At 56.3% G+C, this 13,320-nt stretch carries 12 protein-coding genes, 2 tRNA genes and 1 pseudogene; 1 reads left to right on the forward strand and 14 read right to left on the reverse strand.

Features of this window, described 5'->3' with window-relative positions:
- Positions 1–47 precede the first annotated feature (47 nt).
- From AC1POX_RS13785 to uvrB, 13 genes and pseudogenes are all read right to left on the reverse strand, one after another.
- Positions 48–356, reverse strand: a complete 309-nt coding sequence (locus tag AC1POX_RS13785) for a VirB3 family type IV secretion system protein (protein WP_372356290.1) — start codon at positions 354–356, stop codon at positions 48–50.
- Complete coding sequence (locus tag AC1POX_RS13790) at positions 349–753, reverse strand: TrbC/VirB2 family protein (RefSeq protein ID WP_277573966.1); 405 nt, start codon at positions 751–753, stop codon at positions 349–351. Before AC1POX_RS13790 ends, AC1POX_RS13785 begins: the two co-directional genes overlap by 8 nt.
- Before the next feature lie 321 nt (positions 754–1,074).
- A pseudogene (locus AC1POX_RS13795) lies at positions 1,075–1,632 on the reverse strand (lytic transglycosylase domain-containing protein); the annotation flags it as partial.
- A 56-nt stretch (positions 1,633–1,688) separates the two neighbouring features.
- On the reverse strand, positions 1,689–2,729 hold the full coding sequence (gene virB11 / locus AC1POX_RS13800) for a P-type DNA transfer ATPase VirB11 (RefSeq protein WP_003490704.1): 1,041 nt from the start codon (positions 2,727–2,729) through the stop codon (positions 1,689–1,691).
- 14 nt (positions 2,730–2,743) lie between these two features.
- Positions 2,744–3,916, reverse strand: coding sequence for a TraB/TrbI/VirB10 family type IV secretion system protein (locus AC1POX_RS13805; RefSeq protein ID WP_481108608.1), 1,173 nt, complete (start codon positions 3,914–3,916; stop codon positions 2,744–2,746).
- Positions 3,817–4,919, reverse strand: a protein-coding gene (locus AC1POX_RS13810) for an IS3 family transposase (RefSeq protein ID WP_372356330.1) whose coding sequence is annotated in 2 segments (ribosomal slippage) — positions 3,817–4,661 and positions 4,661–4,919 — 1,104 coding nt in all. Because the reading frame shifts where the segments join, the coding sequence is not laid out codon by codon here. The genes AC1POX_RS13805 and AC1POX_RS13810 overlap by 100 nt, the downstream gene beginning before the upstream one ends.
- A gap of 209 nt (positions 4,920–5,128) precedes the next feature.
- Entirely contained in the window at positions 5,129–5,896 is a 768-nt protein-coding gene (locus tag AC1POX_RS13815; protein ID WP_218558380.1) for a TrbG/VirB9 family P-type conjugative transfer protein, read from the reverse strand.
- Positions 5,893–6,888 carry a type IV secretion system protein gene (locus tag AC1POX_RS13820; protein WP_218558381.1) on the reverse strand — a complete coding sequence of 332 codons (996 nt, stop codon included), beginning with the start codon at positions 6,886–6,888 and terminating at the stop codon, positions 5,893–5,895. The genes AC1POX_RS13815 and AC1POX_RS13820 overlap by 4 nt, the downstream gene beginning before the upstream one ends.
- Positions 6,889–7,013: 125 nt before the next feature.
- A complete protein-coding gene (locus AC1POX_RS13825) occupies positions 7,014–7,424 on the reverse strand; it encodes a TcpQ domain-containing protein (protein ID WP_005914237.1) in 411 nt (136 codons plus the stop codon).
- 332 nt (positions 7,425–7,756) lie between these two features.
- Positions 7,757–9,430: a type IV secretory system conjugative DNA transfer family protein gene (locus tag AC1POX_RS13830; protein WP_277573968.1), complete on the reverse strand. Its 1,674-nt coding sequence runs from the start codon at positions 9,428–9,430 to the stop codon at positions 7,757–7,759.
- Between the two features lie 36 nt (positions 9,431–9,466).
- The gene (locus AC1POX_RS13835; RefSeq protein WP_277573969.1) at positions 9,467–9,709 is read right to left on the reverse strand and encodes a hypothetical protein; all 243 of its coding nucleotides are present in this window, start codon (positions 9,707–9,709) and stop codon (positions 9,467–9,469) included.
- Between the two features lie 566 nt (positions 9,710–10,275).
- Positions 10,276–10,350, reverse strand: a tRNA-Val gene (locus AC1POX_RS13840).
- A gap of 98 nt (positions 10,351–10,448) precedes the next feature.
- Positions 10,449–12,470, reverse strand: a complete 2,022-nt coding sequence (uvrB, locus tag AC1POX_RS13845) for an excinuclease ABC subunit UvrB (RefSeq protein WP_014090504.1) — start codon at positions 12,468–12,470, stop codon at positions 10,449–10,451.
- 140 nt (positions 12,471–12,610) lie between these two features.
- On the opposite strand from uvrB, the gene AC1POX_RS13850 reads away from it, so the two are divergent.
- Positions 12,611–13,150, forward strand: coding sequence for a GspH/FimT family pseudopilin (locus AC1POX_RS13850; protein ID WP_372356291.1), 540 nt, complete (start codon positions 12,611–12,613; stop codon positions 13,148–13,150).
- 46 nt (positions 13,151–13,196) lie between these two features.
- On the opposite strand, the gene AC1POX_RS13855 is transcribed toward AC1POX_RS13850, so the two are convergent.
- Positions 13,197–13,273: transfer RNA gene (locus AC1POX_RS13855), tRNA-Asn, on the reverse strand.
- Positions 13,274–13,320 lie beyond the last annotated feature (47 nt).

Here is a 13,320-nt window from a genome sequence, read left to right on the forward strand (position 1 = left end):
CCCATGCACCTTTGTGCATGGGGTTGGTCACTCAAGATGTCCTTCTATTAACGTTTCCCAGGAGGCACCTTGCGATACTCATTAGGACTAAAAATCCACATACCCGAATATCGCTGAAGATTTCGAGCACGAAATCTAAACAACCATCGCAACGCCAGCAATCTAAATATCATCTCATCACGCTTAGCCATTTGTTGCATGACGAAGATGATGACTGGGATAGTCAGCAAAAACCAAAGGTTAAAGTACATACCCAGCATGAGTCCACCGCCAGCACCAATGAAAAAAGGGATATAAGGAACCCCTAAAAACATTGCAGGGCGAGTGCAGCCACGGAAGAGTACATCCTTATGCATAATGGTGCAGAGCTTGAAACAAAGCCATCGCTGCCTCGCCTTGGCACTGACTATCGCGCTTACCGATGACCATGTTTGCAATCTGTCCTGCAGCGCCAATTAGAACGCCACCGATCAGAATCGGCGAGACTTCGGAGATTCTCTTGTGAGCGAATGCGATCTGATAACCAGCGACAATCACCGCAATCGTCACAACTGCAACGGAGCCCATGGTGAGCAGCGAATTAATATTATCCAAGAATCCACAGACCTTTTCGTCAGTCTTTGCCAGATCGCCAACCTGCGCACCCGCGCCTCCCGCAACCAGCAGGGCGGAGGTAAAAATTACGGCCTTTAGAGCTTGCATCCCGATCATCTTAGCGTCGGCAACCAATTGCTTATCATTTAACATTTTCATCAATTATCTCCTAGAACAGGGGGACACACAGCCATCCATTGCAGTTTTTCATCCTTGTCAAAACACGAACGCATTATCTACCTGCCCTTTTTGAGAAAGTGTCGACGCTTCAGTCGGGGCGGGTTGCAAAGCAGAATTTGAGGGCCGTGGCTGAGCAGCGGAAGCTGGGACGGCGACGCCATGCCCTTGGCCGGTCGATTGAATGACGTATAGATCGTTAGGGATGGCAGGCGGGGAAGAAGGCTGAGCCTGTCCCTGATCTAAAGCTGTCATTCTTACGTTAGCGTCCGATCTCTGGTCATCACGGAGGGGCCTCTGATTTAAATCTTGAATACGGCGGGAAATAAGAGCGTCAGTCAAATCGGCCGCTGCCTGCCGCACCGGATTCTCCACCTTAATTTTGATTGGCCGATTGGGAATGACACTAATCGGCTCCGCGCCTCCAGCCGCCGCCACTGATTGGCGAATGGACGCATAAATCTTCTGGACATAGCCATGTTTGAAGCCAGTTTCAAAATTTCCAGAATAATAACAGCTAAAAGACTTACCCCAATCTGCACCGGAACGCGAATGACACTCGGCTAAAATCCTAGAGGCCGCAACGAGATTTGGGCATTTAGCAAATGCCATCTCGTAGCTGGTGATGCCGTATTTCAAAAGATTGTATCGATTGACTTGGCCCAGCCCCAGCGAAAAGTTATAACCTTTTTGCTCTAGCATCTTTGCGGTAGCGACAGCTTCTTCCAGTCCTTTGGGCTCTCGCACAAGTCTCCCACCGACTACACCGATCGCGTAGGGATTCCGCGAAGACTCTACCCGGACGACGTGCTGCATCACTTCGCCGGGAACAGCCAATCCAGCGCACCCCATCAGTTCCATACCAGGCAACATAGTGGTTTCCTTAAGCTCATACGTTGCCCACCGGTAACGGCGATCTAGCCGCCCCGAAGGGTTCTAACAGGATCAAAATCGATCCCTGTGATGTACCGCCTACCTGCATGTGCCTTGATGTGTACCACGATGTCGATCGTCATACGCAGTAGGCGCTTGATCACATCAAATTCCAGTCCTGAACCTTCGTTCGAGGCTTTAACCATCAGTGCTAGTTGATCCCAAGTCTGCTCAACACTACCTGCGTGACAACTTGTGATCGAACCAGGATGCCCCGACGCGCAGTTTCTTATGAAATAAAACGATTCATCACCACGCAACTCCGCCAATATGATCCGATCTGGCTTCATGCGCAGACATGCCTCCATGCAGCTCTTGGCCGTCACATTGCTAGCGCTCTGCCCCCCTTTCGAATACAGGAGATGGACAGAATTAGGCTGGCTGATGAATAGCTCACGTGCATCTTCGATAGTAACTAAGCGCTCCTCATTGGGAATGTGATTCACTAGAGCCTTCATAAAAGTGGTCTTACCACTCCCGGTAGCGCCTGCAACCACAACATTCTTTTTATAAAGAACACACTTTTTGAAGAACTCTGAGTAGTCCCTATTGCGCCGAAGATCAAGCAGTTCACGGTCCTGATCACTGACGTCAGCAGCTTGCTCCAAAACCTGATCGAAGAACCCGTCGTGCTTGTATTGCTCGAGAGTCTTGGTGTGCTTCGAAGGCAGCCGAATGGTGATCGACACCTTACCCGCATCGCAGGCCGGGGGGATTACAAATTGTGCACGCTGCCCGGTGGGGAATGTCAACGAAACCACCGGATCAGCGTCAGTAATCCGCTGACCGGTGTTGCTTTCATTTACAACAGCAGTACAGAACTGTCTCGCACGGTCGAAGGTCAAAGAAGGTACATCTATCCGCTGCCAACCGTTGATTGTCTCAAGATAAAGCTCTCCCGGACGATTGATGCAAATCTCCGTAACTTCTGGAGAATTGAGATAATCCAATATCCCGAGCACAGAATATTGATAGTCCAAGAAATCGTTTGAGATCCTCGCGACTGGTGAATCTTCAACTGTCACAGCGTAGCCGTCGTTCACTTCGGCAGCACCGCTGTGAAATCAACGTCTTTGGCGACATAGACATTTAGAACCGTTCCTTGGTTAATCGTAACAGTAGAAGGACGACGTCCAGACTTGGCAACAGCCTGCTCCGCAATATCCTGGATACTGCGCGCAGTATTGCTTTCGAATGGTTGCTGAGTGATAACGCCACTCCCCACACCAACGGTCGTGGTCTGAGGACCATATTCAGCCGCGGCATACTTGAATGCATCACTGAGCATACTTATAAAAAGCGCAGAAGCAATCTTATTACCCCAATGGGCATCGTATTGGCCTGGGTGACCCGCACTACCAAGATTATCGATACCGGGCCCTTCCAGCTTTACGTCGAGCCCGTTTGGCGTTGTGATCCGATCCCATACAACCTGCATGCGAGCAGACGTAGGCTCCTTGGCTGCGTACTGCCCCAGCATCTTCGACCCTTTCGGCAAGAGCAACTTGTGCCCGTTGATCGAGTACACAGGCTCAGTAACAATGCACGAGGTAAACCCATCGAAGTCGCTGATAATGCGCGTCTCCAATATGCACCGTATATAAGTTCCACGAACCAGCAGCCCATCTGGATTACTGATTGGCTTGGCCAAAGTTACTTGATCATCTTCCTGATCTGCAGGCGATTGTGCTCCAAGAAGTCCACTCTTCGCCGAAGCACTAGGAGCGCCGGCCCTCGCGTCTTGTTCAGCAAGAATACGCCTTTCGAGCAATGTAGGTCCCCGCTCTCTCTCAGGGGCAGCTGTAATAGGAGCATCTTTGTACTCGGGCGGCTGCGTCACTGGCAGCGGCGGCGGATACTGCTGCTGAGCAAGCGGTACCGGATCAGGCTCCGCTGTTGGAGTGATGTTTTGAGGAAGAGCGGGCGCTACCACGGTTTCTGCACGCGGCTTCACTACCTCTGCTTTCTTCGAATCGCGCGACACAAGCCAAAAAATCGCGAGAATCAGCAGCAGTGCAACGCCAGCCAGAAAAAATAGTGCTTTACGGTTAAGCCGCTTTAAATCGTTAGATTGAAGAACCGACGTCCCCCCGCCCTGAGTAGCGGCCGCGTTTAGAGTCCGGGGTTGATGATATCGGTGTTTGCCAGATGTTGGGCATAAGCGGACGGCGTCATGCCGCCAATGGCCTTCTTGGGTCGCTCCTCGTTGTATTCGCGTCGCCAGCGTTCGATCTCGGTACGCGCATGCAGCAGGGTTGGGAACCAGTGCTCGTTGAGGCATTCGTCGCGCAGCCGGCCATTGAACGATTCGACGTAGGCGTTCTGGTTTGGCTTGCCAGGCTGGATCAGCCGTAACTGCACGCCACGCGCATGTGCCCAGGCCACCATCGCTTTGCCGCAAAACTCCTTGCCGTTATCTGTGCGGATCACCTGTGGCAAGCCGCGACTGTGCGCCAGCCGATCCAGCACGCGTGTCACGCCATGGCCCGAGATTGCGCGCTCCACCTCGATGGCGATCGCTTCGTGGGTTGCATCGTCCACGATCACCAGACACTTGATCACTCGGCCTTCGGCGCTGCGGTCGAACACGAAATCCATCGACCACACCTGATTGGCCTGCGATGGCCGCAGCAGCGGCTGACGCTCTCCTATCAGCACCTTTTTGCGCTTGCGGCGCCGGACCTGCAGCTGCTGCTCGCGGTACAACCGCTCCACACGCTTGTAGTTCACGATGCGTCCTTCCTGTCGTAATTTGAGATAGATCATCCCCACACCATAACGGCGATGGCGATGCGCCAACGCACAGATGCGTTCGCGCAGTTCGACGTTGCGATCTTCGCTCGGGCAATATCGCAGCGCACTGGCGCTCATGCCGATCACTGCCAACGCACGACGCTCGCTGGCACCACGCCCGATCCACTCGCGCACCAGCATGCGACGCGCCGGTGCGCTCACCACTTTTTTCGCAGTGCATCCTTGATCAGGTCGTTCTCGAACAGCTGCTCGGCCAGCAACTTCTTCAGCCGCGCGTTCTCGGACTCAAGGTCCTTGAGCCGCTTGGCATCGGGCACGCTCATCCCGCCGAACTTGCTGCGCCACAGATAATAGGAAGCCTCGCTGAAGCCATGCCGCCGGCACAGGTCCTTGATCGCCACACCGGCATCAGCTTCGCGCAGGAAGCCGATGATCTGTTCTTCGGAAAAACGCTTCTTCACGTCCAATCTCCTTGGGGTAGGGAATTGGACTCCAAACTGAGGTGCTACTCAAAATTGGGGGGACGTCGGAACAGGCTCGTTCGCGTCCAAGTCTGGAGACTCGGTTGCCCGCTGCCTTGCAAAATAGGGATTACTGTCGTGCTCAGCACGTGTCTGCGCATCGCTCTCTCCGTGGATGCGCTCATCTGAGTTGTTTGGCGGATTTGAGTTCACTTTTGCTTATTCCTTCGCAGACCGACCACATTGTTGCCATGGCGAACCACCAAAAATGGGTAGGTGCCGTGCACGATCAATGTATTTCCTTCCACTGTCGTATTGACCAGAAAATCTTCGCTATGCTCCTTCTCCCGACCAAAAACGGCCGGGAAGTTGCCTGTAGGGAAGCGAGTCAAATCCATATTTATATAAGTGAACTTTCCATCATCATATACCCGACTTGGGACCAACCAGGATTTCTTGGTCCGAGTTGAATAATCATAATCGTAATAATAACGGCGATCCTTCAAGATCTTAGAATTCAGCTGCGGGCCATCCTTTACCGCAACCGCTTCCTCAGCCCCGCTGAAACTGGTGTCTTTAGGGTAAGTAAAAACAACTTTGTACTGCACACCAGCCTGCTTCGCCTGCTCCAGTCGTTGCCAATCGGTTGCGACAACTTTGAGCTCAAGAATATAGGAATGCGTTGCCGTACGAATCATCATATTCGTATCGACGTCGACATTCTTAGGCTTTAAATAAAATACGTTTTCCCGACGAGTCAGCTCCCAACCGCCCGTGAAACCAGTACTGTAGTCCAGAATCTTCTCGTTTGGACTAAGCTCAACCTGGGTTGTAATACCAAGACCGGTTCGGACTGGGTAGATGCGATTTGGCTCGTACTCATACTCTTGCACAACCTGCGCAATAGCAGGAAAAACAAAAAGGAGTAATGGAATCAACGCTGGTAGCGCCATCCTGTGTCGGCTAAAGAATTTCATCTACCGTTCGCTCCATTGACATTATTTGTTGTTCCTTGAGGTTGAACCGCCGGCTGAGCCTGATTTGGGTACATTGCCCCCGGTTGCTGTTGGACTGTTCCCGGTGGCGGAACAGCCTGCTGTAGAGGCACGGATCCTTGTGGTACTGCCCCTTGGACGGGGGGCGCAGCCGTCATCGGCAGTCCTGGTTGCGTGGCAGACATTCCTGGCGTGGCTGTTGGCACTTGGGCCTGAGCTCCAGAAGCTGGAACCGCAGGTAATGCGGAATAGTCATTGTCTACGCGATAGTCAGAAACCCGGAAACCCAGTGGGTTTTCCACCCTCAAGTCGTCGCTCATCTGCAGATTATCTTGATAAGCGAACTCCATCGTCGCGATCTTGTTATCCAGTAGTGTGGATACTGTCGAGCTCTTATCATAAAGGCTACGCTGAAAACGCACGGTAGCCCCCGTGAACGGCTTACCCTTGCCGCCGATAAGTGTGATACTCAAGATGCTGATGCGGATCGCGCGATTTCTTCCATAAACGTTAAAAGGCCTGGCAGCGTTGTTGGCCGCGTGCAGCGCGCGATACTCGGCCAGCACGCCGGTGGTTGCCATGGCTACCACGGTATTCCAATCACGATCGCTTATGTTCGAGGCGTCGTAAGACTCACGCGCAATAATGAAACGCGCGATATTGCTACGCGCCAGCGCCTCGCTGGTACTGATTGTTCGACCACCAAAGTTGGGCTCAAGCTTGGCGATGGTGCTAGTACCCGAATATGCATCTGCCATGACGAGATATGGCACTTTCTCCTTCAACGGCAGCATGTAGTAGTAGCCGCCCGCTGTCATGACGGTGACCAGCATCGACAGCGTCGCCACGATCCAGGCACGCTTTTCGCTGCGGCGCGCGAGGTCCGCAATGCTGACCTCGTAATTCACCGCTTTTTGAACGGCCGCACCTACTTGGGCGGAACCGTCCTTTTCACTGACCTTCTTACGCAACATGTCTAGATCCGTCACCGTGAGGCCTTGTCAGGCCTGAAACCATCGCCGCAACGCGTCGCGGGTACTTGAGAAGGTAGGAACACCGCCGGCTCCATGCCTGAAAGGCATCGAGCAGGAGGCAGTCCTTAGAGCTTGGCGCCAGACGACACCGGCACTGGTTGGACCAGCAACTTGTTGGCAGAAACCGACACCGAAACTCCTTGGGCTGCGTACACGGCACTCAGCTCGGTTGCGGCCTGTTGGACGCTGGTCGTGCTGATTGCGGAAACCGGCCCGATCAAGGTGTAGTCCGATGGCAAGTTGTAGGACAGCTGCATATTGGAATCCGCAGCCCAGCGTTCCAGCATGGTCTTCAGCGTACCGTCCATGGGCGTGGCCTGATACGTGTACGAGGTGTAGAGCGGAATTTCGGTGGGCGCCTCGTCAAAGTGGTTGACGTGCTTCCAACGACCACCAAAGTCAGGAGCAGGCTTGGTCGCGCACGCGCCTACCAATGCTGCAGCCACTAGCACCAACGACAGCTTGGACACATACATCGGATTCACTCTGACTTCTCCAACTCATGAAATTTCGGGCTTAAGACGGACAGCACTAAGCCTCCGCGCACCAGTGGGTACCGGAGGAAACGTGTTATTGATGCGTTTCTCGCGGCTCTACCACCCGCTGGGTCGCCCCAGTTGCGAGTGCGTGCTGCCGAGAAAAATGAATACGCTGATAAACCATCCATAGCCTTACTCCAGTACGGCCCATCCGGCGCCGCTCCCCTACGACCATCTATCTACACCGCAGATTCTTGCTAACTTTGCCCTTAACAAGCAGATCCGTCAAGAATTGCGCACCAGGCACCGCACTGCAAATGTGACATCAATCACACTTTGATGGTAAGCGTTTTCACTTCAGTTTTTGGCAGTAAGCGCGCAGTGAAGTAGCGATCGTCGTAGTAGCGAATCTTGTCGCACTTCACCGGATGCGGGATCCCCTCGTACAGGAACACTTCCTTCTCGTTGCCCATGGCCTTGAGCTCCTGGGGCAACATCAGAGCCCGCCGCTCTTCTGACACGCTATGGGTGGTCTCCCGCCCTCGGGTGACGTTCTTCTTCTTGATGGTGGTGTAACCCAGCATCTCGGAGTAGTCGTTGGCGTCCTGCTGTTCGCGCGGCGCGTAGAGGATCTGCAGGGCGTGGTTGGTGATGATGGTGCGTGACAGATCTTTGCCGTAGGTTGCGTCCAACTGCGCCATGCTCTGGATGATGGGCAGCAGGCGGATGTTGTAGCCGGCCATGTAGGCTACCGCGGTCGCGATGATGTCCACCTTGCCGATCGAGGTGAATTCGTCCATCAGCAACAGGCACTGATATTTGAGCTCAGGGTTGGACTTGGGCAGTTCGCGGGTATTGAGGTTGATGATCTGGCTGAAGAGCAGATTGATGATCAGGCGGCTTTCGGCCAGCTTGTTGGGCTGGATGCCGATGTAGATGGTCATCTTCTTCTTGCGAAGGTCCGTGAGCAGGAAGTCATCCGCACTGGTGGCGGCGTCCAGCACCGGATTGATCCATGCATTGAGCGGCTCCTTCAAGGTGCCCATGATCGAGGCGAAGGTCTCATCCGCCTGGGACAGCAGGTTGGCAAAGGCCGACTTGGCGTTGCTGCTGAGGAACCGCCGCTCTGACAGCGACTTCAGATATTTCTTGAGATCGGTACCGTCGCCCGAGGACAGGCGATAAATCCCGCCCAGCGTGGGCGCCCCTGCCCCACCCGGGAAACCGAGCGACAGCTCCTCGTCCCAGTTCTCGAACAGGTACAGCGCGAATGCCATGAACGCGTTGCGCGCCTGGCTGACCCAGAACTTCTGGTCGTCGGAGCCGTCCGGGTACAGCATCGCCGCGATGCTCATCAGATCCGAAACGCGGAATGCGGGGTCGTTCGACACATAGGTCAACGGGTTCCAGCGATGCGTGCGACGGTCTTCGGCGAACGGGTTGAACAGGAAGACTTCGTGGCCCTGACTGGCGCGCCACCCGCTGGTCAGGTCGAAGTTCTCCTGCTTGATGTCCAGGACGACGATCGACTCTTGATACTCCAAAAGGTTCGGGATCACGACACCGACACCCTTGCCCGAGCGCGTCGGCGCAGCAAGAATCACGAATTGCTGGCCGCTCAGTCGCACCAGCTTGCCATTGAACTTGCCGACGACAATGCCGTTTCCGCTGGGCTTGAACAGCCCATGCTTGGAGAGGTCGGCGGCGCCAGCGAAGCGCGCGTCACCGTGCAGGGCGCGCGCCTTGGGCTTGACGATGAGCACAACGGCAATCGCCCAGACCAGCACCGGCAGGCCAAATCCAAGCGCGCCCGCAATCTTGATCTTGGTCGCGTAAGGCGCCACTTGGGGCAACCCAAGCGCGCTGAAATAGCGGTAGTAGGTGTCCCACCCGTACAGACCGGTGTCGAGCCGCAGCAACAGCAGGGTGAGATAGCCAGACAGGCAGTATCCGACTAGCACCGCCACCAGCGTGGCAATTGCGATGATTTTGGGTTTGGACATGCGCCCTTCTCCTTAGGCTTGCATCACGATGGCGGGCTAGCGACGCACGACCGGCTTATGGTCGACAAGCTCGGACTTGCGTCCGCCGCTCTCGCTCTCCACCAGCGAATCGATCCAGACCTTGGCCTGGTCCAGAGACAAATCCGGCGTGATCCGCGTGCCCGCATCGGTCACGACGGCGTATGCCACGACCGTGTCGGGTGCATACACCTCGTCACGCGTAATCGCCACAACACGATATCCGCCCCTGGTCAGCACGGTGTGCTGATATTCGTCCATCGCCAGCCTTCCTTTCCGTCAGCGCGGTGGCGATGCTAAAGCAAGACGTGTGACGGTGAAAGCGGTATCGGCTAACCGGGCGGCGGTGGGCCGCGCTAACCCGCAAAACAGCCGCACTGAACACTTATTTCCGACACTCGAGGCACTTTCGGTGCGCTTGGGAGGAAGAGAGCGGCATTGGGAGTTCGTCCATCTGGGGGGGCGATACGCCCATGGCATCGCGCATCGTCCGAAACGGGCAGATCAGACAAATGGCGCGGCACGATTCCGCATCGCCGCGCACCTGGCTGGGGACGTTTTGACCGAAGACAGCCAACATCCATATGCGAGCGACATGCTTCAACATTGCCAATCGACACGCAACGCGCAGCGCAGGCAGGCAGACAGGCAGACAGGCAGACAGGCAGAGATGAAAGCACAGGAAGGCCGTGATTCCAGTAACACAGACCCGAACTGACACATGCCAAAGCTGCAAGAGCTTTTGCGTGGGGTCGCTTTGGGGGTCAAGGCAGACGTCGCTGCCGATCTTGAAACCACTCAAGCCTCTGTACCGTCTGGACTTAGAGTGGTGGGCGGTACAGGGTTCGAACCTGTGACCCCTACCATGTCAAGGTAGTGCTCTACCGCTGAGCTAACCGCCCGAATCCTGCGTCAGCATTGCGCTGTGCAGGGCGCGCATTCTAGCGCAGGGTTTTACCGACCACAAGTCCTATCGTGTCTGCAGGGCGAGTCACCCGCCCTATCCCAAGCTGGCAGCCTTCAACTTCTGGATCTGGTCGCGAATCTGGGCTGCGGCCTCGAACTCCAGATCCTTGGCGTGCTGGTACATCTTCTGTTCCAGACTCTTGAGCTTGCCAGCGATTTCCGCAGGCTTCATGGCACGGTAATCGGGCGTCTCCTCTGCAACCTGGCGCGATTTCGAACGGCCCTTGCCCGACTTCTTCTCGGCCGCATCGTCGCGCGCGCCTTCCATGATGTCGGCGATCGGCCGCTCAACGGATTTCGGCGTGATGCCATGCTCCAGGTTGTACTCGACCTGCTTCTCGCGGCGACGATCGGTCTCGTCGATTGCCGCCTGCATCGAGCGCGTTATCTTGTCGGCGTACAAAATGGCCTTGCCGCGCAGATTGCGTGCTGCACGGCCAATGGTCTGAATCAGCGATCCGGTCGATCGCAGGAAGCCCTCCTTGTCGGCATCCAGGATGGCCACCAGCGAGACTTCCGGCATGTCCAAACCCTCGCGCAGCAGGTTGATGCCCACGAGCACATCGAACTTGCCCAGGCGCAGGTCGCGGATGATCTCCACGCGCTCGACGGTGTCGATATCCGAGTGCAGGTAGCGCACCCGAATCCCGTGCTCGCCCAGATACTCGGTGAGGTTCTCGGCCATGCGCTTGGTCAACGTGGTTACCAACACGCGATCGCCGAGCTTGATGCGCTCGTGAACCTCGGACATGAGGTCGTCGACCTGCGTACCAACCGGACGGATCTCCACCACCGGGTCGATCAGACCGGTTGGGCGCACCACCAGTTCCGTGACTTCGCCGGCAGACTCGCGCACCTCATAAGGCCCCGGCGTTGCCGAGACATAGATGCTGCGTGGCGAACGCGCCTCCCACTCTTCGAAACGCAAGGGGCGGTTGTCCAAGGCGGACGGCAATCGAAAACCGAACTCCACCAGCGTCTCCTTGCGCGAACGGTCGCCCTTGTACATCGCGCCGATCTGCGGAATGGTCACATGCGACTCATCGATGACCAGCAGCGCGTCCGGCGGCAGGTAGTCGAACAGGGTCGGCGGCGGCTCGCCGGGCGCCTTGCCGGTGAGATGCCGCGAGTAGTTTTCGATACCGTTGCAAAAACCCACCTCGGCCATCATTTCCAGATCGAATTGCGTGCGCTGCGCCAGACGTTGCGCCTCGACCAGCTTGTTCTGCGCGTAGAGCTGTTCCAGGCGTTCTTTCAGCTCTTCCTTGATGGTGTCCACCGCACTCAACGTGCGCTCACGCGTGGTGGCGTAATGGGTCTTCGGGTACACGGTGTAGCGCTGCAACTTGCGCAAGGTTTCGCCAGTGAGTGGATCGAACAAGGTCAGCTGCTCGATGTCGCCATCGAACAACTCTATGCGCAAGGCTTCGGTATCCGACTCGGCCGGGAACACATCCAACACCTCGCCGCGCACGCGAAAGGCACCGCGCGTCAGTTCGAACTCGTTGCGGGTGTATTGCAGATCGGTGAGATGGCGGATCAACTGGCGCTGATCGATGTGCTCCCCAACCGACAGGATCAGGCGCAGCGATAGATAGTCCTCCGGCGCGCCGAGACCGTAGATTGCCGACACCGTCGCCACCACCAGCGAATCGCGCCGAGACAGCAAGGTCTTGGTCGCCGACAAGCGCATCTGCTCGATGTGTTCATTGATCGAACTGTCCTTCTCGATGAAGGTGTCCGACGACGGCACATAGGCTTCCGGCTGGTAGTAGTCGTAGTAGCTGACGAAGTACTCGACCGCGTTATGCGGGAAGAACGACTTGAACTCGCCGTACAGCTGCGCCGCCAACGTCTTGTTCGGCGCCATCACCAGCGTCGGCTTCTGCACCTGCTGGACCACATTGGCAATGGTGTAGGTCTTGCCCGAACCGGTCACCCCCAATAGCGTCTGTTTGGCCAGCCCAGCCTCAAAGTTGGCCACCAACTTGTCGATGGCCGCAGGCTGGTCGCCCGCTGGCGAGTATGGGGATACGAGCTGAAAACGGTCGGTCATGGAGCGGATCTCGGGGGGAGGCTGCACGAATTTACGGAGGCCAGCATCGGTAGAACCCTGACAGCCACGCAAGGGGAGGCAGGGTTACCTGGCAAGCAACCAATGTTGAGACTGCTTGCTCTACTTCAAGGAGACTCGCAATGGACGCAGCAGGCTATTCGAGCGCGAGAGGGTACACCGCAGTCCAGTTGCTCATCGTGATGGCGATCATCGGAATCGGCGCAGCCATCGGCATGCCCAGCTTCAAAAGCCTCATCGAGTGGCAGCGAGCGACCACGCGCGTGCACCTGCTAACTGCGCACCTTGCAATGGCCAGAAGCCTTGCCGTCACCCAAGGCGGGCCTGTCAGCCTTTGCCCCTCCATGGACGGCACACGTTGCCGAACAGATCGCATCTGGAGCCAAGGATGGATTCTCTTTAAGGATCCAGGGCGCGATGGGCAGCCGCCAAACGCTGCATCCGTGGTCAGAGTGGAGCAGGACTCCACCGGCGGCATCGATATCGTCAGCACAGCTGGACGATCAATCGTTCGCTTCCTGCCGAACGGCCGCAGCGGCGGCACGAACATCACCATCAGCCTCTGCAGCAACGCTAGGCGACTCGCTGACGTGGTGGTCAACAACTCCGGAAGAGCGCGCACTGTGCGCTACACCAGCCCTACCAGCTGCGCAGCCCGATGACCAGGCAAACAAAAAGCCGCGACACGTCGCGGCTTTTTGAACATCTTGGCGCCCGAAGTTGGACTCGAACCAACGACCCCCTGATTAACAGTCAAGTGCTCTAACCGGCTGAGCTATTCGGGCGGGGAGGCGAATCATACCGACCTTTCCCCCCGGCTGCAACACCCTTC

Source organism: Xanthomonas sp. NCPPB 3442 (assembly GCF_056725145.1).